The sequence below is a fragment of the Oleiharenicola lentus genome (genome assembly GCF_004118375.1).
Classification (GTDB): domain Bacteria; phylum Verrucomicrobiota; class Verrucomicrobiia; order Opitutales; family Opitutaceae; genus Lacunisphaera; species Lacunisphaera lenta.
On record NZ_SDHX01000001.1, the window covers coordinates 1761783 to 1781328 of the forward strand.

15 protein-coding genes are annotated in these 19546 nt (G+C 66.9%); all 15 read right to left on the reverse strand.

Going from position 1 to position 19546, the window contains the following annotated elements; genetic code table 11:
• Nucleotides 1–16 precede the first annotated feature (16 nt).
• The 15 genes from ESB00_RS07335 to ESB00_RS07405 all read right to left on the reverse strand — a co-directional run bounded on the left by ESB00_RS07335 (nt 17) and on the right by ESB00_RS07405 (nt 19538).
• Nucleotides 17–1951 carry a glycosyltransferase family 4 protein gene (locus ESB00_RS07335; protein WP_129047053.1) on the reverse strand — a complete coding sequence of 645 codons (1935 nt, stop codon included), beginning with the start codon at nt 1949–1951 and terminating at the stop codon, nt 17–19.
• Nucleotides 1948–2505: a hypothetical protein gene (locus ESB00_RS07340; protein WP_129047054.1), complete on the reverse strand. Its 558-nt coding sequence runs from the start codon at nt 2503–2505 to the stop codon at nt 1948–1950. The genes ESB00_RS07335 and ESB00_RS07340 overlap by 4 nt, the downstream gene beginning before the upstream one ends.
• 62 nt (nt 2506–2567) lie before the next feature.
• Nucleotides 2568–3497: a glycosyltransferase family 2 protein gene (locus ESB00_RS07345; RefSeq protein WP_129047055.1), complete on the reverse strand. Its 930-nt coding sequence runs from the start codon at nt 3495–3497 to the stop codon at nt 2568–2570.
• A 20-nt stretch (nt 3498–3517) separates the two neighbouring features.
• Nucleotides 3518–5353 (reverse strand): thiamine pyrophosphate-binding protein, encoded by a 1836-nt coding sequence (locus ESB00_RS07350; RefSeq protein ID WP_129047056.1) that lies wholly within the window; start codon nt 5351–5353, stop codon nt 3518–3520.
• Complete coding sequence (locus ESB00_RS07355; protein WP_129047057.1) at nt 5350–6405, reverse strand: NAD-dependent epimerase/dehydratase family protein; 1056 nt, start codon at nt 6403–6405, stop codon at nt 5350–5352. Before ESB00_RS07355 ends, ESB00_RS07350 begins: the two co-directional genes overlap by 4 nt.
• Nucleotides 6402–7445, reverse strand: coding sequence for a 4-hydroxy-2-oxovalerate aldolase (gene dmpG / locus ESB00_RS07360; RefSeq protein WP_129047058.1), 1044 nt, complete (start codon nt 7443–7445; stop codon nt 6402–6404). The genes ESB00_RS07355 and dmpG overlap by 4 nt, the downstream gene beginning before the upstream one ends.
• A 2-nt stretch (nt 7446–7447) precedes the next feature.
• Nucleotides 7448–8326 (reverse strand): acetaldehyde dehydrogenase (acetylating), encoded by an 879-nt coding sequence (locus tag ESB00_RS07365; protein WP_129047059.1) that lies wholly within the window; start codon nt 8324–8326, stop codon nt 7448–7450.
• Nucleotides 8323–9378, reverse strand: a complete 1056-nt coding sequence (locus ESB00_RS07370; protein WP_129047060.1) for an NAD-dependent epimerase/dehydratase family protein — start codon at nt 9376–9378, stop codon at nt 8323–8325. Before ESB00_RS07370 ends, ESB00_RS07365 begins: the two co-directional genes overlap by 4 nt.
• Before the next feature lie 7 nt (nt 9379–9385).
• The gene (locus ESB00_RS07375) at nt 9386–10321 is read right to left on the reverse strand and encodes an FkbM family methyltransferase (RefSeq protein ID WP_129047061.1); all 936 of its coding nucleotides are present in this window, start codon (nt 10319–10321) and stop codon (nt 9386–9388) included.
• 40 nt (nt 10322–10361) lie between these two features.
• Entirely contained in the window at nt 10362–11879 is a 1518-nt protein-coding gene (gene rfbH / locus ESB00_RS07380) for a lipopolysaccharide biosynthesis protein RfbH (protein WP_129047062.1), read from the reverse strand.
• A gap of 184 nt (nt 11880–12063) precedes the next feature.
• Complete coding sequence (gene rfbG, locus ESB00_RS07385) at nt 12064–13167, reverse strand: CDP-glucose 4,6-dehydratase (RefSeq protein WP_129047063.1); 1104 nt, start codon at nt 13165–13167, stop codon at nt 12064–12066.
• Complete coding sequence (gene rfbF / locus ESB00_RS07390; RefSeq protein WP_129047064.1) at nt 13161–13943, reverse strand: glucose-1-phosphate cytidylyltransferase; 783 nt, start codon at nt 13941–13943, stop codon at nt 13161–13163. Before rfbF ends, rfbG begins: the two co-directional genes overlap by 7 nt.
• Nucleotides 13944–14373: 430 nt before the next feature.
• A complete protein-coding gene (locus tag ESB00_RS07395) occupies nt 14374–14811 on the reverse strand; it encodes a type II toxin-antitoxin system VapC family toxin (RefSeq protein WP_129047065.1) in 438 nt (145 codons plus the stop codon).
• The gene (locus ESB00_RS07400; protein ID WP_129047066.1) at nt 14808–15086 is read right to left on the reverse strand and encodes an antitoxin; all 279 of its coding nucleotides are present in this window, start codon (nt 15084–15086) and stop codon (nt 14808–14810) included. Before ESB00_RS07400 ends, ESB00_RS07395 begins: the two co-directional genes overlap by 4 nt.
• Nucleotides 15087–15500: 414 nt before the next feature.
• Entirely contained in the window at nt 15501–19538 is a 4038-nt protein-coding gene (locus ESB00_RS07405; RefSeq protein ID WP_129047067.1) for a glycosyltransferase, read from the reverse strand.
• Between the last annotated feature and the right edge of the window lie 8 nt (nt 19539–19546).

A 19546-nucleotide genomic window follows, 5' to 3' on the forward strand; every position in this document is an offset into this window, starting at 1 on the left:
GGGTGGCGGATTGCGCTCAGCGGGTTGTCAGGAGCCGGTAAAATCCCATCAGAGCCTCCGCGCTGCGCCGCCAGCTGAAGTGGCGCTCGGCAAACGCCCGTGCTCCCTGCGACAGCCGCTGGTGGAGGTCCGGATCGCTGCGCAGTTCGCTGACCGCCGTGGCGATGCCGGCGGCGTTCGCTTGATCGAGCACATAGGCGTCAATGTCATGTCGGACATGCGTGCCGAGGTTGGTGCGCGGCAGGATCACTGGCCGACCAAGGGCGAAGAACTCGGGGAGCTTCGACGGGAAACGGTAGTCGTTGAACGCATCGGCGCGGCCGGGTTGCACGAAGATGTCGGCCAGGGCCATGAGCGGCGGCAGGTGATGGTGGTGCAGAAGCTGCCCGAGGCAGAGCACGTGCGGGGCGACCTCCGGGGCGAGCGGGCCGAGAAAATCAACGGAGTCGCGGCCGGTGCGGATCAGCGTCACCGGCTCGCCGGCCTGGTTCAGCCGCAACACGGCGAGGTAGAGTTCGCGCACCTCGGCCGCGTTGGCCGCGTGCACGTTGCCGTGGTAGAAGAGCACGGTCTCGCCGGGCCGGCGGTCGAGCAGGTGGCGGAAAGCGTCCGGGCGCGGCCGTGGCCCGAACCACCGCGCATCCGCGGCCGGCCAGAGCAGGTGGCGGGGCCGGTCGGAGGGAATAAACTCGGCCAGACGCCCGGTGATGTGGGTGACGCCGTCGGCCTGCGCGAGAAATTCGCGCGCGCGGTGCGGATGCGACAGGTCGGCGGGCACGATGCGGTCGAGTTCAGCCGTGGCCAACCGGGCCAGCTCCGCGGCCGGACGGCCGAGCGACAGGGCGAGGAGTTCCTGCTCGTTGTCCTCGAGATGGACGACGACGCGGGCGCCGTGGCGCGCGCGGAGCGTTTCCGTGAGGCGGCGGACGTTTTCGCGCGTGGTCCAGGCGTGGATAATGTCGGGGGCACGGTCGTCGGAAAATACGCTGGAAGACTCGGCGACTTGGGCATGCAGCAGGCCACGAAAGGCCGGCGCCGGGTGATGAGCGAGGGTCTCGACATCGTGCGGGACGGCGATCACGCCCTCGTGTCCGCTGGCCACCAGCTCATTGGCCAGGGCGGCGGCGTGGAGGGCGCTGTTGGACGCGAAGCTGCCGGGGAGCACGAACAGCACGTTGAGCGACTGGGGTGATCGTGCCGGGGCCGGGGTGGCGACCATCCGCCGATCCGTGGTCAGGGGCACGCGGGGCGCCGAAAAATCGAGGTCGACCGGATGATTTTCATCGGTGCGGACGTCCACCTGCAGCAGGGTGCGGGCAATGGCGGTTGAACCGTCGGCGAGCCGGGCCTTGAGCCGCACGGGGCCGCGTCCGGCAGAGAGGATCACGCGGCTCTTGAAACCGGCCTTGGCGGCATGCGGCGACGCCGGATGGCTCCGGGCGAGGTCCGGACGCGGACGTCCCAGGTCGCAGGGAATTTCCTGATGGCCGTAGCGCAGCGAGAGTTCACTCACGGGTTGGTCCGGCTGGAAAGCCCAGCCCTCGACATGTACGCGTTTAGTCACGGTGCCGGTGGCGGCGGGCGCATCGATCCCGGCGGCCAAGGGAATGGACTCAACCGCGAGGGACAGCGTTCTGAAAGTCTGCCAGCTGCCATCGGACAACCGGGCCTCAAAGCGGGCGAGATGCACGCCGGCGGGGAGATGGCCTTCGATGACAAAGCCCGCGTGAGCGGCCGCGGGCTCGCTGGCATGCAGCGGGTGCAGATCGGGGCGCGGGTGCCGGGCGGTTTGGGCGAGCTGGCCGGCGTCGGTGGTGAGCCGCACGGCCGGCGGTTCGGCCACACCGGCCAGGAAGCACCAGCCTCGCACGGAAACCAAGCCATGCTGGGCCCGGAGCGGACGGGGGCTCTCCACCTCGCCGAGCAGACGGATGGCGGGCGTGGCGCTCATGGCTTGCCGCCAAAGGTGCGTTCGAGCGAACGCAGCCACGCGGTCCAGCGCCAGCTGCGGGCGGCTTTCATCGCGCGTTGTTCGGCGTCCAGTTCGCTGATGCGGGCCTGGCGCGCGGAAATTTCAGACTGGGCGGAGGCCAGCGACTGCTGCAGCTCATCCAGGCGCGTGAGTTGCTGGCGCTCGGTCTCGGCCAGTTGACGCGTGAGCAGGTGGAGGTGCTCGATTTCAGAGAGCAAGGACCGCTCCCGGGTGGCCAGATTGCCGGCCTCGGCCCGCGCGGCGTTGAGCGCCTCGTTGGTCACATGCTGGACGTGGCGCAGGTGGTCGAACTCGGCCTGCAACGCGGCCCGGACCCGTTCGAGGTGGGCGGCTTCGTCGGTCTTCGCGTCGGCCAGCGTCTGGGCCTCGGCGAGCAGTTTCTCCAGCCGGGCGACCTGCGGGGCCAGTTCGTCGCGCACGTCCTCGAGCTCCATGATGCGCACCTGGGCCAGGATGAGCTGCTGGCGGAGCAGGTTCAGCGGGTCGGCCGGCGCGGCGGGGTCGGGCTTCATCGTGGCCAACACTCAACTTCCGCGGACGCGGGATGTGAAGCCAATTGTCCGCCGCCGCCGCCTCAGAAGTTGATCCGTTCCTGCTCGACGACGAGCGGGCGTTTGGTGACGTGCGTGTGGATGGCGCCGATGTATTCGCCCAAGATGCCGATGAAGAGCAATTGCACCGAGCCGAGGAAGAACAGGCCCACGACGACCGGCGCGAGGCCGATGGTGAACTCACGCCACAGGATCAGCTTCAGCACAAGGTAGATCAGGCCGATCAGGAACGAGAGCGCGGACAGCGCGAAGCCGAACATCGTGGCGAGGCGCAGCGGCACTTTACTGTGGTTGGTGAAACCCAGCATCGCGACGTCGTAGAGGCTGTAGAAGTTGCTCTTGGAGAAGCCGCGCTTGCGCCGGGGCTGCACGAAACTGACGCGCGCGATCGGGTAGCCCAGCTCGACGATGATGCCGCGGAAGTAGGGGTAAGGATCGTCGAGCTTTCGCATCTGCTCGACCACGGTCTGGTCGTAGAGGCCGAAGCCCGTGAAGTTTTTCAGCAGGTCCACGTTGCTGAAGCTGGCCACCACCGCGTAGTAGGCCTTGCGGGCCATGAAAAACAGCGCTGATTCCTCGCTCTCGTTCTTGATCGCGGCGACCACCTTGAAGCCTTCCTCCCACTTGGGGATGAATTGGGTGATCAGCTCCGGCGGGTCCTGTAGGTCGGAGGCGAGGTAGATCACGGCGTCGCCGCGGGCCTGGAGGATGCCGTAGTAAGGCGAGCGGATGTAGCCGAAGTTGCGCGTGTTGAAGATGACCTTGATCCGTTTGTCCTCGGCGGCCATCCGGCGGAGCAGGGCGCGGGAACCGTCGGTGGAGCAGTTGTCCACGATGATGTATTCCCAGGCATACTGCGGAAACTGCGCGGCGGCGGCGAAAACGCGCGACACGAGGTCGGGCAGGTTGTCCTCCTCGTTGTAACAGCCGCTGACGAGCGTGATGGTTTTCATGGAACGGTCAGGACGCGGGTTCAGGCGAGATGCTCCGATTTCGGGTGCAGCGTGCCGCCCATCTCTTCGCGCAGCACGGTGCGGGGGAGGAGCGGCGAAAGGTCCTCGAGCGGGGGCGACACGAGCGTGCCGTCGGCTTGTTTGGCGAGCGAGAGCTTGGGATGGAAATACTGCTCCGGGTCCATGAAGACCTCGACGATGCAGGGGTCGGTGGCGGCCTGGGCCAGCGGGAGCACGCGGTCGAAATCCTCCCAGGTGCGGATCTGCCAGGCGGGCAGGTCGAAGGCGGCAGCGAGCTTCGTGAAGTCCGGGCAGCTCACGCCGGATTTGCGATCAGTGCCGGAGTAGCGTCCGTCCATGATCGCCTTCTGGGTGTGCTTGATCATGAGGTAGCCGTCGTTGTTGAAGATGAAAAGTTTGATGGGCAGCCGGTGGTGGACGACGGTCTGCAGTTCCTGGAGGTTCATCATCATGCCGCCGTCGCAGTTGAGGCACATGACCTCGCCGCGGTTGCGGGCAAACGAGGCGCCGATCGCGCCGGGCAGACCAAAGCCCATTTCGCCGAGACCCTGGGAGGTGAGCAGGCGTTGCGGCGGCTTGATCGCGAGCGCCTGATGGCCGCAGAGCAGGGCGGTGCCCATGTCGGTCACGATGACCTGGTCGGGCTTCATATGCGGCCCGAGCTTCTCCATGAAGCGGTAGGTGTTCATGAAACCGCGCTGATCGGCGTGCTCGGAACCGATCCACGGAAAGCGGGCGCGCGTGGCCTGGCAGCGGGCAACCCAGCTCGCGTGCGCGGGGGTCGGACGCGCCGGCGCCGCGGCCTGCAATGTGCGGATGAATTCACCGGCATCGGCGTGGACCGGGTGATTGAACCGCTGCGGGTATTTGCGCAGCTCGGTCGGATCAATGTCCACGACCGTGATGTGCTTGGCCGCCCGCGCCAGCTCGGCGACCTCGTAGCCGACCTGCGGGATGGCAAGGCGCGTGCCGATCGCGAGCAGGTAGTCGCAGTTCTGGAGAATTAGATTGGCGGCTCGTTGGCCGTAGGTGCCGGCGCGGCCGACGACGAGCGGGTGCTCCGACGGCAGCAGGTCCACCGCCGACCAGGTCACCAGCGCGGGGACACCGAGTTGTTCGAGGAGCGGGAGGATTTTCTCGCGGGCTCCGGCCATCGTGATGCCCACGCCGAGCCAGAGCAGCGGGCGCTCGGCGGCGGCGAGGTGGGTCAGGGCTTTCTTCACCTCTGCGACGAGAGCATTGCCAGTGAGCGGAGCCGCCTCCGGCGTCGGCGCGGGGGGCGAGAAGCGCGGCAGGTCGTCCTCCTCAACGAACGCGCCCTGCACGTTCATCGGAAAATCCAGCCAGCAGGGGCCGGGACGTCCGGTGGTGGCGAAGTGCCAGGCTTTCTCCAGCTCGAAGAGCACCTGCCGCGGGTCCATCACGCGGGCGCCGTATTTGGTCATCTTGCTGACGGCAAATGGGCTGTCGTAGCCCTGGATGCCATACATGCGCAGCGCGTGGTCGGGCGTGATGTAGCGGGCGTTTTCCTGACCGGACAAAATGAGGCAGGGAATCGAGTCGGCCCAGGCAGAGAGCACGCCGGTGATGGCGTTGCTCGAACCGGCGCCGGCGGTCACGAGGGCGAAGGTGGGCGTGCCGGTGATTTTCCAGTAGGTCTGCACCGCCATCGTGCAGGCCTGCTCGTGATGGTTGCACACCAGCTCGATCTCCGGCGTGGTGTTGAAGAACGAGTCGAAGAGGTGCGAGTTGGCCGAGCCGATGATGCCGAAACCGTGGGTGATGCCCTTGCGGGCGAAAAAGCGGGCGACGATGTCGCTGACCTTGGATTTCATGAAGACTGAAGCAGGCGGTTCCAGGCGATGGTCCGCTCGATGGCGGTGGCGAGGGGCACGCTGACGCTCAGGCCGAGGTCGCGCGCCGCCTTGTCGATGACGGGGACGAGACGGTTGCGGTCATGGCCCGCCTGGCCCACGCCGGTGCGGATCTCCGGCGCCGGGGTGAAGTGGCGGGTGATGAGGCGCGCGAGGGAAATGAGGTCGATGGCCTCGGCGCTGCCGAGGTTGTAGGTCTCGCGCGGCCGGCCGGCCGCGAGGGCGGCGAGCACGCCGTAGGCAAAGTCGCTGCCATACATGATGCTGCGCACCGTGGCGCCGTCGCCCATGATCCGGATGGGACCGCCGTTCAGGCTGTCGCGGATGAAGTCGGTGACGGCCCACGGCAGTTGCAGAGACTGGTAGGGACCGACAAAGGCGAAGGGGCGCAGGGTCACGACCGGAAGCTTGCTCTCGCTGATGGCGCATTGGGCGACCGTTTCGGCGTAGCGCTTGGACTCGGCGTAAACGGAGGTGACCTCGTCGCAGCGCAGCGGGCCGGAGAAATCCTCCGCGATGGCGGACATTTCCCACGGCTGCCGGCCATAGACGAGGCCGGAGCTGAGGAGCACGAATTTCTGCAGGTCCTCGAGCAGGTTGGCGGCGCGGAGGATGCGCAGCGTGCCGAGGCCGTTGGTCTCGGCGACGGCTCCGGGCTGCGAGGCGAAAAGCCGGCGGTCGGTCAGTGCGGCGGCGTGAATGATGTAGCGCGTGTCGCGCGGCAGCTCGGCGAGGTAACGGATGTCGCCCTCCTGAAAATGAGCCCAGTCCAGGCTGCCGAGGTGGGGCCAGCGGCGGGCGAATTCACGCGCGTTGCGGGAAAAGACCGTGACCTTCAGTCCGAATCCATGCCGCTGGTTGAGCACCGCGGCCAGTTCCAGCAGCCAGGCCCCGAGGAAACCGGTGCCGCCGCTGATGAACAGGTGCTGGCCGCGGAGAGGTTCCAGCCGGTTGGTGCGGCCTTGGAGCACGGCTTCGGCATCGGCGCGGACGAGATCGAGGGCGGCTTTCATGGGGCGGGGGCTCCGGGGTTGGCGCCGTTCTTGCGGCGGGCGAGTTCATTGGCGACCTCGAGGATGATGTCCTCCTGACCGCCCACGACCTTGCGGCGGCCCAGTTCGAAGAAGACATCGCGCGGGTCCACGCCGAGCTGGGTGGCGGCGCGCTGCACGGGTTTGGCAAAGCCGGAGAACACGCCCGCCAGTCCGCTCACGATGGTGATGCCGGAGGCGCTGGGCAGGGAGCCGGCGAAGAGCTTGGCCGCGACCTCGGCCACATCGAGGGCCTTGTAGAAATCGAGGGAGGTGGGGTAGCCGCGCTGGCGCAGCACGGCGGCGAGGAGTTCCAGCGGGGCGTTGCCGGCGCCGGCGCCGAAGCCCTTGGCGGTGCCGTCGATAATGCGCGCGCCGGCCTCCAGCGCGGCCAGGGAATTGGCGATGCTCAGGCCAAGGTTGTCGTGGGCGTGGAAACCAACCGGCACGTCGAGGCGGCCGGCGAGCAGGCCGATCTTCTCGGTGACGTCCGCGGGAAAATACGCGCCGGCCGAATCCATGAGCACGATGCCCTGGGCGCCGTAGGACTGCATCTTCTTGGCCTCCTCGAGGAGCACGTCCTTCGAGGCCATGTGACTCATCATGAGCACGCCCCACGCTTCGCGTCCGACCGAGCGGACGTGGCCGATGTGGCGCTGGGTGATGTCGGCCTCGGTGCAGTGGCAGCCGACGCGGAAAAGCTCCACGCCGGCTTCGAGCGCGCCGGCAATATCGCGCTGGATGGTGGCGAAGCCGGGGATGACGTGGACGCTGAGCTTGGTGCGGCGGAGGCAGGCCTTGGCCGCGCGGAGCATGTCGCCCTCGGGCACGAGACTTTCGCCGACCTGGAGGGAAGACGCGCCGAGGCCGTTGCCATGGCCCACTTCGAGGAAGGAGAAACCGGCCGCCTCGGAGGCCGCGGCGTAGGTGCGGACCTGTTCCAGCGTGATCTGGTGGCTGTAGGCGTGGGAGCCATCGCGCAGGGTGGCGTCGCAGACCGTGATGCTGGGCTTGTCCGGCATGGCTAGGAGGAGCGACGATGGGCGCGCGCCTCGGCGAAGGCAATCGCGGCGCAATTGATAATGTCGAGGTTGCCCGCGTAGCGCGGCAGGTAGTCGCCGAGTCCGTCCACCCGGACCATCGTGACGAGTCGTCCGCCCTCGATCATCGGCGGCAGGATCAGCTGGTAGCCGGGCACGTATTTCCGGATCACGGCGACCATGGCCTCGACCTGCTGGCGGGTGCGCGCGAGGTCGGGCTGGCGGATCTTGGCCATGACGGTCGTCTGCATGTGAATGCAGGGCTGGGCCGGATTCAGGTTGAGGATCGCCTTGGTGTGCGGGCAGCCAGCGAAGGTCCGCAGGCCGGTCTCGGTGGTCTGCAGGTATTCGTCGAGATTGATGCGCGTGGCCGGCCCGGCGCTGCGGGAGGCGATGCTGGAGACCGTTTCGATGTATTCGACGCCGGTGTTGGCCTGGGCGATGGCCCAAGCGAGCGGCACGGAGGCCTGTCCGCCGCAGGTGACCATGTTGACATTGGGCTGGTCGAGGCAGTCGGCCAGGTTGACGGCCGGCACGCACATGCGGCCGACCTGCGCCGGCGTCAGATCGACGACCGTCACGCCCATCTCGGCGAGGAGGGGGGCGTGCTTGTGATGGCTTTCCGCGCTGGTGGCGTCGAAGACCAGCTCCACCTGCCCCCGGAGTTCGCGGATGCTGTCGATGCCCTTGGCGGAGACGGGTACGTTGAGCAGACTGGCCTTGGTCATGCCCGGCGAGGAGAGATTGCGACCGGCAAACAGGCGGCACTCGAGCACGGGAGAGCGCAGCACTTTCACCAGCAGATCGGTGCCGATGTTGCCGGTGCCGAGGATCGCGACGGGAAGCTTGCGTGGCTGGCTCATGGCGAACGGAAGCAGGCAAGGGTGCGCGCGAAGCCTTCGCGGGGGAGCCACTGCGGCTGCCAGCCGAGGGCGCACAGACGGGACACGTCGGGGACGTTCACCGGGATGGGACTGGGCAGGTAGCCGGCGGCCGGTTGGCCGGCGTGGCTGACCTTGAGCGGTCCGCCGGAGGCGAGGCCGGCCAGGAGATCGGCGAGTTCGCGGATGCTGAGGGCACCGGCGGGATTGCCGACGTTGTAGGCGGTGCCGGTTACGCCTTTCAACAGGACGGTGAAGAGTCCCGCCACGGCGTCGGCCAGATAGCAGAACGCGCGCACGGCCTTGCCGTCGCTGTGGAGGACGAGGTCGCGATTATGCACGACATCGCGCACGAGGTCCGCGTAAACGCGGCCGTCCTCCAGCGACATGCCCGGACCATAGGTGTGGAAAGGACGCGCAATGACGAAGGGTGTGCCGAATTGTTTACAGTGGCTCACGCCGAGAGTCTCGGCGGCGCGTTTGCCCTCGGCGTAGCAGGAGCGAGGATCGGTGGTTTCGATCCAGCCGTAGTCGGACTCCTTGGTCGGAACGTGCTCTGGCGCCACGCGGCCGTAAACTTCTCCGCTGCTGACAAACAAGAATCCTTCGCTTTTCCACGCACGGGCCTGCTCCAGCAGGTGATGCGTGCCCAGCACGTTCGCGTTCATCGTGCCCACCGGATCGGGGCCGTAAAACTTGGGACTGGCCTGGCTTGCGGCATGGATGATGAAGTGCGCCGGTTCCGGCCAGGCCTGAGCGACCGCGACATCGCCCTGGAGGAGCTGAAGGTCCACGCGGGAGGTGTGGTGCGCGAAGCGGGTGCGGGCTTTCTCGAGGTTGCGCACCAGGCCCACGACGCGGCATTTCAACGCCCGTGTGTCGTTGAGGTGCAGCAACGTCTCGACCAGATAGGCGGGCAGGAAGCCGGCCGCGCCGGTGATCAGCACGGTCTTGCCCGTCAGCTTCTCCCACGGCAGCGCCGACGCGGCAATCGCGGCGACGTCCTCGGTGATGATGCGATGAGGGGACGCCATGGCGGACTCAGGAAAGGGCGGCCGCGATGGCGGCGTGCTGGTCGCGGTGCAGGAAGATGAAATTGGTCTCCTTGGTCTCCTCGGTGATAATCGGGCAGGGGGCCAGCCGGCCGTCGCTCACGACATGGCAACCGTAACCGAGTCCGCCGAGGTGGGAAATGATGTCGTTGGGGTGATACTGGTATTTCGCGCACCACTTGCGCAGCATCTCGGTGAAGATCGCGGGGCGGTCGCGCCGGATAATTTGGCTGCCACCCTTGAAGACGAACAACTCGGCGCCCTCGACGTCGCACTTGATGAAGTCCGCGCCCTGCTGGTGTTGCGCACTGTAGGCGTCGAGGGTGGTCACGGGGCAACGGACCTCCTGCACATCGGCGGCGTCCACGTTGCGGGTCATCGAGGAGGACCCGGACTGGCTGGGATAGGTGTAGAAGACCAGTTCGCCCGCCTGGTCCGAGAGACCGAGGTTGCGGGGGGCGATGCCGGTGACGGCGTTGAGCGCGAGGTTTCGGCACAGGTGGCCGAAAGTGGACGGGATGGGCTCGAAGGCGGTGCCGCGGAGGCCGGGGAACCATTGGGAAAGCGCGAGGCTGTAGAACCCGGCGTTGGCGCCGATGTCGAGGAAGCGCACCTTGGCGCCGCCCAGCAGGCCGACCAGCCGGCGCACGAGCTGGATCTCGGCGTGCTCGTAGTCGCCGAAGTTGAAGGCCTCGATCGGCGCGATGCGTGTGTCGGCCGGCGGACAGACCATCGTGATGGGCGGGTCCTTGAACGTGGCGGTCACTTCGCCGGCCTTGATCCGAATCTCGGCGAGATTGGTCGGGGCGAGGTGTTGGGCATGGTCGAGCAGCACCGAGTGCCGTTCATACATCGCATGGATGTAGCCCGCCTTGTCGAGGCGGCCGGCTTGGTAGGAGGCTTTGAGGTCGGAGATGGTGCTCATGGGGGCTGCGCGACGGAGGCAGGGCCGTTCCGCCGGGCGGTCATCGCTTCGTTTTCACGAAGCCATGGATGGTCTCGATTACGTAATCCAGCATCGCCCGGCTCAAGCCCGGATAAGTGCCGAGGAAAAGGGCGCGGTGCATGATCTCGTCGGCGCCGGCGAGGTCGCCCACGACGCGGAAGGCCTCGGGGCGGTCCTTCTTGAGCTGAACGAAGACCGGCTGGCGCAGGAGATTTCCGCCGAAGAACATCCGGTTGCCGATCTTCTGCTCGTCGAGGTGACGGGCCAGCGCGGTGTGCGAGAAGGGTGCGCCGGGCTTGACCCGCAACATGAAGCCGAACCACGAGCAGTCGGTGCGGCACCCGGTCTGGTCCCAGACGAAGGCATCGCCGGCGGATGAGCGCTTGCCCGGAGGAATCCACGCGGTCGCATGGGTCGGGAGCGAAAAATCGAAGAGATCGCCGAGGTCGTCGAGCCCGGCGCGGAGATAATCCCAATTCTGTTTTCGGGCCGCGATGAAAGCGGGCAGCTTTTTCAGCTGCTGCCGGCCGATGGCGGCCTGCGGGTCGAGGGGCTTCAGGTTGTAGCCGAGGTGGCTGTAGATGTATTTGTGGTCGTAGCCGGCGGGGAGTTCGCCGAGCTGCCAGCCGAAGCGCTTGTGGCAGGTGTTGTCCTTGCCCGAGGCGCACCAGCAGTCGCGGCCCCAGTCGCGAAAGCTCTCGGCGTAGGTTTTCAGCGGCGGACGATGGATGATGTTCACCGCGCCGCCTTCGCCCATGGTCAGGTGGTGCGGAGGGTAGAACGACTGGGTGGAGAGGTCGCCCCAGGTGCCGGTGTAACGGGTGACGAGTCCGGCGGTCGCGGACAGGCCGGGTGAGTTGTCGGCGAGGCCGAGCGACTTCGCGCGCTCGACGGGCATGGAGTAGGTGCAACCGAGCGCGTCGCAATTGTCCTCGATGAGCCAGAGATCGTGCGCGCGGCAGAAGGCGAGCACAGCCCCGAGGTCGAAGGGGTTGCCCAACGCGTGGGCGAGCATCACGGCCTTGGTCTTGCCGGGGACAAACGCCGCTTCGAGGCGGTCGGCGCGCAGGTTGCCGGTGGCGGGATCATTGTCCACGAAGACGGGCACGGCGCCGGATTGGACAATCGGGGTGACCGTGGTCGGAAACCCCGCCGCAACCGTGATGACCTCATCGCCGGGCAGGATGCGGCGCGGTGCGGCGATCTTCGGCGACGTGAGCGTGGAGAAGGCGACGAGGTTCGCGGAGGAGCCGGAGTTGACGAGCAGCGAGTGCTTCACGCCGAGCAGGGTGGCGAGTTCGCGCTCGAAGGCCTCGCCCTCGGGACCGAGCGTCAGCCAGAAATCGAGCGTGCTGGACACGGCGGCCTCGACTTCGTCGGCCGTGAACACGCGGCCGGCGTAGGGCACCGTGGTCTGGCCGGCGACGAAGGCCGGCTGGTCCGCGTCGGCCGGGAGATTGGCGCGATGGGTCAGCGCGGAGTATTCGCGGGTGAGACGCAGGATCTCGGCTTTCAGTTCGGCGGGCGTGCGGGGCATGGTGGTGTGACCTCAGCGCGGAAAAGGCACGGGCTGGCGGAAGCGGGCTCCACACCCCGCCCTGCGGACACCCCTCTCAAGAGGGGAATTCGGGCCACAAGGGTTCAGGTCCCCTCCAGAAAGAGGGGTGGCGCGAAGCGACGGTGTGTGTGGGGGGGGCATGAGTGAGAGTGATAGCACGGCCTCAGCTTGCCCAGGAAAGGCCGCGGGTCTTGGCGGCGGCGGTGTAGGCGGCGATCTGTGCGGTGGTGAGTGCGTGAATGGACGCCGGTTGGTCAGCGGCCTCGCGATACCAGCGCACGGTTTGCGCGATGGTTTCCGCGAAGGCCCAGACCGGCTGCCAGCCGAGGAGCTGGTGGGCTTTGTCGGTGTTGAGGCTCAACCGGCCGGCTTCGTGCACGGCGGCCGGGTCGCTCTTGTCTTCCCAGCGTCCGGGCCAGGTTTTGAGGACTTCCTGCACGAGGTCGGCCACCGTGCGGTCGGCGGTAGGGTCGGGGCCGAAGTTGAAGGCCGCGGCGAGCGCGGAGGCGGGGGCCGCGGCGGAGAGCCGCGCGCCGAGGGTGAGATAACCGCTGAGCGGCTCCAGCACGTGCTGCCAGGGGCGGGTGGAAATCTTGTTGCGCACGGGGATGGCTTCGCCGCGCTGCAGCGCACGGATGCAGTCGGGCACGATGCGATCCTCGGCCCAGTCGCCGCCGCCGAGCACGTTGCCCGAGCGGGCGGAGGCGAGGCGGATGACGGAGGCGGGGCCGGAAAAGTAGGACCGGCGATACGCGCTGATCACCAGTTCGGCCGCGCCCTTGGACGAGCTGTAAGGGTCGTGTCCACCCATGGCATCCTCCTCGCGGTAACCGTGCAGCTGCTCGCGGTTTTCGTAGCACTTGTCGGTCGTGATGGCCACCACGGTGCAAGGCCGGCCCGCGAGACGTACGGCCTCGAGCACGTTCACGGTGCCCATGACGTTGGTCGAGTAGGTCTCGACCGGTTCGCGGTAGGAGAGCCGCACGAGCGGCTGCGCCGCGAGGTGGAACACGAAGTCGGGTCGCACGGACTCCACCGTCTGGCGGAGCTTGGGCAGCTCGCGGATGTCGCCGTCGAGGTGGTGCAGGCGCGAAGCCAGGCCGAGTTGTCCGAAAAGCGAAGGGTTGGTTGGCGGCGGCAGCGAGTAGCCGGTGACCTCCGCCCCGAGGGCGAGCAACCACTCCGCCAGCCACGCGCCCTTGAAACCGGTGTGGCCGGTGAGCAGGACACGTTTGCCGCGGTAGGCTTGGGCGAAGGAGTTCACCATACCTTCCAGGGGGCGCGACCTTCCGACCAGAGTTTGTTCAGATACTGGGCCTCCTGATAGGTGTCCATCGGCTGCCAGAAGCCCTCGTGCTTGTAGGCGTTGAGCTGGCCGTCGCGGACGAGGTCGTCCATCGGTTTGCGCTCGAGCAGCATGTTGGGGTCGTCGGTCAGGTAGTTGAACATCCGGTGGTCGCAGACCATGTAGCCGCCGTTGACGTAGGCGTCCTCGAACTGGGGTTTTTCGTTGAAGGTGTGGATCTGGCCGGAGTCCTCGATGCGCAGGCTGCCGAAGCGGCCGGCGGGGTGGACGGCGGAAAGGGTGCAGACCTTGCCCGAGGCCTGGTGGGAGCGGATCGAGGCGTTGATGTCGATGGTGGCGAGACCGTCGCCGTAGGTGAGCAGAAAGGGTTCGCCGGCGGGGATGTATTTCTGGATGAGCTTCACCCGGTAGGCGGTCATGGATTCCTGGCCGGTGTTGGCGAGGGTGACGCGCCAGTCGTCCTCATTGTGGCTGGTGTGGAACTGCACCGCCGGGTTGGCGCCGAGGCTGAGGGTGGCGTCGCAGGTGTTCCAGAGGTAGTTGTGGAAATAGTCGCGGATCATGTCGCCCTTGTAGCCGAGGCAGAGGATGAAGTCCTTGTGCCCGTAATGGGCGTAGGTCTTCATGATGTGCCAGAGGATCGGACGTTCGCCGACGGGCACCATCGGCTTGGGCCGGTATTCGGTTTCTTCGCGCAACCGGGCGCCTTTGCCACCGCAGAGTATGACGACTTTCATCACCGCTAGAAATGCGGACGGGACAGGGAGTTGGCAACGAAAGACTATGGCCCGGCGGGCGGCCGGCCGCCGGGCCGCGGGAGAAAGGAGAAAGGAGAAGGGAGAAAGGAGGAGGGAGCAGGGAGGATGGCACTTGCACGGCGGTCACAGACCGCCGCTACAGGGGTTGATCCCCTTCTGCTACATCCCTTCTCCTTATACCAAATGCCCGTAGTTTTTGGACTTTTGTCATCGCGAGGCCCGCAAGGAGGGCCGTGGCGATCCAGTCCCTCGACCGGCTCGGGACCTTGAGTGGTTCGACTTGGCTCACCTCCCTGAGCCAGTGGAAGGGCTTGTCGAAACGGCGGCAAAGTGGTCGTCCCCTGACCACGCTTTCACCTGCGGTTGATGCGCGGCTGCAACGCTTATGAATGTGCTCCAAAGCGCCGCACTACTCTTCGTGGGAGAGCGGGTTGGTCCATTTCAGCCCTTTGAACCGGGCGAAATCGGTGTCGGCGCTGTGGACCTCGGCGCCGTATTCGAGGGCGAGGGCGGCGATCTGGGCATCGCTCACCAGGTTGCCCGCCGTGCCGGCGGCGGTGAGCAAGCTGCAGACGACGTCGAGGTGCTTCGGTCCGGGGTAGAGCACGCGCACATTGGGCCGCTCGATCCAGGAGCTGATGCGGGCCGTGGCCTCGGCCACGGTCAGGGGGCGCTCGTAAACCCTGGCGTGGGTTGCGAGCCGCAGAAAACTGAAAATGACCACGGGGCAAAGGCCAACGGGTGCGTGGCCCGAGAGCAGACCGGTCCACCATTTGGCGGCGGCCTTGTGAAACGGGCTGTCGCTGTCGTAGGCGTAGAGCAGCAGGTTGGCGTCGGGCAGGATCATTTGCGGCTCCGCCTCAGGCGGCGGGTGGTGGCGGCAAAGGCCTCAAGCTCCATTTCGTCGGCAAGGTCATGCAACCGGGCCGGATCGAGCCCCGCCCGCAAACCCATCCGCTTGGCTTCGACGACAAAGGGCTTCACCGGCGCGGTCGCCGCGTGGTGGGCCAGCCCGCGGCGCAGGGCGGCGTTCAGGGTTTCTTTCAGGCCCCGTTTCTCGCCGTGCATGGCCTGCTGCAGCAGCCGCGCCACATCGGGATCGATCGTCAAGGTGGTTCTCATGGAGTGCATCATGATGTCGCCAATAATGACCTGTCAAGATGCTCAGCCTTTCGGTGGGGCGGTCGACCAGAGGAGGGTGGAGCAGGGCTTGGCCGATGGGGCGGCGAGCCGGGCGGCAAGAGTCGACCATGCCTCAGACCAAGGCGCTCCAACACGGATGGATCCGGGATTTTCGGACAAGGAGGTCACCGAAGGATGAGCGAAGGATCCCCGAAGGATGACCGAAGGATGAAAACGCCTGTTTGCCGATTATTTCAGCACGCCGACGCGTACTTTGAGACGGGTTGACGCACCGCGGCCCGGCGGCCGGCAGGCCGCCGGGCCGCGGGAGAAGGGAGGAGGGAGCAGGGAGGATGGCACTTGCACGGCGGTCACAGACCGCCGCTACAGCAAAGCCGCTTTCCGGACAGGCTATTACCGGGCGCGGACACCGAGCTTCCAGAGGAATTCGATGAAGGCGCTGCGGCGGAGGTAGCGGAGCAGGGTGGGGTTCGTTTCCAGTACCTCAGGTGGGAATGGCCGGCCGAAGGTGCGCTCGCGGAGGCGGGTGATCTCGGCCTGGCCGACGGAGTGCATCTGGGCGCTGGTTTTCTGGGCCGAGTGGATGCGGAAACAGGCGAGGAAGTAGGGCACGCGCACGATCTTCGCCCCGGCGGCCTGGAAACGCAGCAACAGGTCCCAATCCATCGCGAACTTGAACGACGGGTTGATGCCCCCGACCTTGTCCCAGATGCGCCGGCGCCAAAACATCGTTTCCTGCGGGACGAAGTCGTTCAGCCGGAGCACCTCGGGATCATGTTTGGGCAGAAACCAGCGGCCGATCTCCTGCGAGTTTTCATCCACCAGGATCCGGTGCCCGTAGATCACGTCCACGTCGGGATGCTTCGCGAAGTAATCCACCACATAACGAAGGGCGCCGGGAACATAGAAATCGTCGGAGTTGATCCACGCCATGAGATCGTCGGGCTCGCCGCTTGTTTTTGCGAAAGCTTTGGCGATGGCGTCGGCCTGGCCGGAGTCAGGCTCGCTGCTCCAGGCCACGAGGCGGGCTCGGGCCGGAGGCGGGAGACGGGAGGCCGGAGGCTGGAGAAGGGAATCGGATTCACTTGTTATATACTCTCCGGTCTCCGGTCTCCGGCCTCCAGCCTCCGTAGCTACGCGCTCGATGAGCGCCGCGCTGCCATCCGAAGACCCGCCATCCTGCACGACGTAGTCACAGGCGACGCCGGATTGCTCGAGCACGCTGCGCATGGTCTCGGACAGGAATCGCGCGTGATTGAAGGAGGGCGTGACCAGGGAGAGTTTCGGTGTCGGAACGCCGGCCGGTGAAGAGGGGAAGTTTTCTCCCATCAGCGGCCGAGGGGCATGCACCGGGTGTCCCGGCATCTGGAAAAACATCAGCTCGCGCCAGTCCCCGCCCCGCAGCCAAAGCGGCAGCAAGGCCCGGCTGATCGTGGTGGGCTGATTGAAAAACGGGTGCCAGGTCCCGTCGCCGAGCTGGGCTTCCACCTGCACTGCATAACTGCCGGCAGGCAGCACGCCCCGGATTTCGAAGCCGGTGTTCGCATCGGGAGCCTCGGGCAGCGTGGCTTTGACATCCGGACGGGGCAGTCCGGTGACGCCCACTAGCACGCGATCGCCGGCCCGCAGGCGGACGCTTCGGATGGCCGTGCCGTCGCCGGAAAAGCACCACCCCCGGGCAATGAGGCAGCGCGGCAAACGGCTCCAGTCGGACGGTTGCTCGAGGTTGAAGCGCAACTGAGCTCGTCCCACCGGGGTCTCGGCCGGCGGAACGGCGAGTTGATAGCCGTCTCCCTCGAGGGAAAACTGCGGGTGGTGGAATTCGCGCGCGGCCGGGGCCGGCACGGGTGTGGGGGCCTGCGGATCGCGCCACGATTGATTCACCTCAACCTGGGCCGAGGCGCAAACGCGGTGAAAGAGTCCGCGAGATCGCAGCTGACGCAAAAACGGGAGCCACGGAGCGGTCGCATCGGTTTGGAGCGAAAGCAACAGGGAGCGCTTGATCGCGATGCAACGCGGGGAAACGGCATCCACCTCCCGGTTGCAGCGCAGCGAACCATGGTAGCCGTCACTGGCCGCGTGGAAACCGCGCAGCAGGGAGCAGGGGCCCACGGCCCCGGCCTCATAGACCAGGCCTTCCTTCGCGAGGAGGACGGGCGCGACGCAGCCGGAGTCGGGCAACGCGGCGAGAGCCACCAGCTCGGCCAGAGCGATCGGCGCGCGCCACCCCACGTCGGGCGTGTGGCAGACGATCACCTCGGCCTGGCTCCGCTCGGCGAGCGCTCGCAGGCGCGCGGGCAAGTTGTCGGAGGAATCCTGGCTGAACACCTCGTGGGTCGGAGGCTGCGGGACGCGCAGCCGCACCCGGTGTCCTCCGGCGGGTTCGGCCTGCCGCGGATCGCCGATGCGCCGGAGGTGGGCTTGCACGGCGCGCGCCTGCTTCTCGTCCATGTTGCCCTTGATGTTGCCGGACAAGGCACTGGACCCGGCGGCCTGCCGCCAGTGGTAGAGCATGCGGGGAATGTGGCCGATGCGGCGGGTGCGCTCGCTCACGCGCAGCATGAACTCGAAGTCCTGCACGCCATCGAAGACCGGATCAAAGCCGCCTACGTCGCGCGCCACGGTCGTGCGCACGCAGAGGGCGTGACCAACATACATCACGCCGCGGAAAAATTCCGGCGAGAAGTCCGGCTTGAGCAGGGGCAGCACGCGCTGGCCGTCCGCGGTGATTTTGTCTTCGTCCGAGTAAAGCGCATCCCATTCCGGTTCACGTCGGAGCCGGGCGGCGAACTCGCTCAGGGCGTGGGGTCGCAACCGGTCGTCGTGATCGAGCAGCAGGATGAATTCACCGCGGGCCAGCGCGAGGGCATCATTGGTGGCGCGACTGATGCCGCCGTTCTCCGTTCGGACCTTGAGCCGGATGCGCGGGTCGCGCGCCGCCGCCGTTTCCAGGATTCGGGTGATCTCGGCGGAAGCCGAGGCGTCATCGACCACGCAGAGTTCCCAGTGGCCGTGGTGCTGCTGAGCGACCGACGCAAGACAGGCTTCGAGGTCGGTGGCCTGCGGTCGGTAGACCGGTAACAGCACGGAGAAAAGAGGACCCGGGGCCGCGGCTTGCACCGGCGCCGGAGGATCGGGATCGTGCCGGGCGGCCCAGGCCGGGTAGTCGCGCCAGTCGAGCGCCCCGCGCGGGAGATCCGCCTCGGTCAGCGTCAGGAAGGGGATCAGCGTGCCTTGTTCGACCACCGCACAGAGTTCGACCGGTTGGGCGAAGCACGAGCGGTCGAGTTCGAGGCTGAACCCGGTATAGAGGGCGCGGGCATCGCCCTGGTGGTGCTGCTGGACGTCGGGGCGGGCGATCAGCCCGGAGCAGGTCCACAGGGCGTCGTCGCGCTGGATGGCGGCGACGCCTTGGGGACCGGGGTAGGTGAAGGGGAAACACCAGCCGGAAAGGCTCAAGACGCCGGGTCTTTCCGTGGACCAGCGGACTTCCTCCAGGCGGGTCTCCACTTTCGTCAGGGAAACCGACCAGCCCGTCATTTCGATTTTCAGCAGCCTTTCTGCGAGCGTGCGGATGAGGCCGAGGCGGGCGGGCGACACGCGCTGGAGGTAAGCGGCGGTGTTGTGGGTGGACTCCAGCTGCCATTGCCGCAGCCAGAAATACAGGTGCCAAACGAGGCCTGGGGAGGCGGGCAGGGCGTGGGGCAGGTCCAGGTCGGGACGCTCGCGCAGGAGACTGGACAGCACGCGGAAACGCACCGCGTCTTCCGCAAAAAAATGGGTGCGGCGCGCAAATTCCGCATCGATCAGCCGGACGGTGCCGTCGCCTCCGACCAGCAGATTGGACGGAAGAAAATCGCCGTTCGTCCACCGGGTGGCGGCGGGCGCGGCGGTGAGGGCGGAGTAGAGCGCGGGCAACAACGTATCGGTCAGCAGTGCGCGTTCATTCGGTTGCCAGTTGGGCAGGGCGAGCAGTTCTGCGGTCCATTGCTGCCACTCCGCTTGACGGGCCCCTTCGCTGGAAGGCTGCTCGGTTGCGGCGAGCGCACGCGAAACAGTGGCGAGGGCCACGAGGATGGTCTCGTCGGTATATAGCCTGGTTCTGACGGCCTCATCCAGCGGCGTCCCGGCAAAATATTCCTCCGCGAGCACTTCGCCGCCGCTCACCCGTTCGTGGAAGCACGGGCGGGGGATGATGGCGGGACAGGCGGCGGCCAGCGCGGCGTGATTCTGCGGCAAACGGCCCAGGGAAGCGGCGAGCGTGAGCTTGACCGACGTCCCATCGGGCCGGGTGGCCCGCCAGCCGGTGCGTACTTGATCGGGCCGGCGGTCGGCATTGCCGGAAGCCAGGGCTTGCGGCGGCGGCGTGGAGGCGAGCAGGCCGCGGGCAACCAACTCGGGGAAAATCACGTCGATGGAGGGCGCGCTCATGGGGAGGG

What these genes read in the sequence shown, in the direction of transcription:
- ESB00_RS07335 (WP_129047053.1), bottom strand. Translation starts at nt 1,951, where the DNA reads ATGAGCGCCACGCCCGCCATCCGTCTGCTCGGCGAGGTGGAGAGCCCC.
- ESB00_RS07340 (WP_129047054.1), bottom strand. Translation starts at nt 2,505, where the DNA reads ATGAAGCCCGACCCCGCCGCGCCGGCCGACCCGCTGAACCTGCTCCGC.
- ESB00_RS07345 (WP_129047055.1), bottom strand. Translation starts at nt 3,497, where the DNA reads ATGAAAACCATCACGCTCGTCAGCGGCTGTTACAACGAGGAGGACAAC.
- ESB00_RS07350 (WP_129047056.1), bottom strand. Translation starts at nt 5,353, where the DNA reads ATGAAATCCAAGGTCAGCGACATCGTCGCCCGCTTTTTCGCCCGCAAG.
- ESB00_RS07355 (WP_129047057.1), bottom strand. Translation starts at nt 6,405, where the DNA reads ATGAAAGCCGCCCTCGATCTCGTCCGCGCCGATGCCGAAGCCGTGCTC.
- dmpG (WP_129047058.1), bottom strand. Translation starts at nt 7,445, where the DNA reads ATGCCGGACAAGCCCAGCATCACGGTCTGCGACGCCACCCTGCGCGAT.
- ESB00_RS07365 (WP_129047059.1), bottom strand. Translation starts at nt 8,326, where the DNA reads ATGAGCCAGCCACGCAAGCTTCCCGTCGCGATCCTCGGCACCGGCAAC.
- ESB00_RS07370 (WP_129047060.1), bottom strand. Translation starts at nt 9,378, where the DNA reads ATGGCGTCCCCTCATCGCATCATCACCGAGGACGTCGCCGCGATTGCC.
- ESB00_RS07375 (WP_129047061.1), bottom strand. Translation starts at nt 10,321, where the DNA reads ATGAGCACCATCTCCGACCTCAAAGCCTCCTACCAAGCCGGCCGCCTC.
- rfbH (WP_129047062.1), bottom strand. Translation starts at nt 11,879, where the DNA reads ATGCCCCGCACGCCCGCCGAACTGAAAGCCGAGATCCTGCGTCTCACC.
- rfbG (WP_129047063.1), bottom strand. Translation starts at nt 13,167, where the DNA reads ATGGTGAACTCCTTCGCCCAAGCCTACCGCGGCAAACGTGTCCTGCTC.
- rfbF (WP_129047064.1), bottom strand. Translation starts at nt 13,943, where the DNA reads ATGAAAGTCGTCATACTCTGCGGTGGCAAAGGCGCCCGGTTGCGCGAA.
- ESB00_RS07395 (WP_129047065.1), bottom strand. Translation starts at nt 14,811, where the DNA reads ATGATCCTGCCCGACGCCAACCTGCTGCTCTACGCCTACGACAGCGAC.
- ESB00_RS07400 (WP_129047066.1), bottom strand. Translation starts at nt 15,086, where the DNA reads ATGAGAACCACCTTGACGATCGATCCCGATGTGGCGCGGCTGCTGCAG.
- ESB00_RS07405 (WP_129047067.1), bottom strand. Translation starts at nt 19,538, where the DNA reads ATGAGCGCGCCCTCCATCGACGTGATTTTCCCCGAGTTGGTTGCCCGC.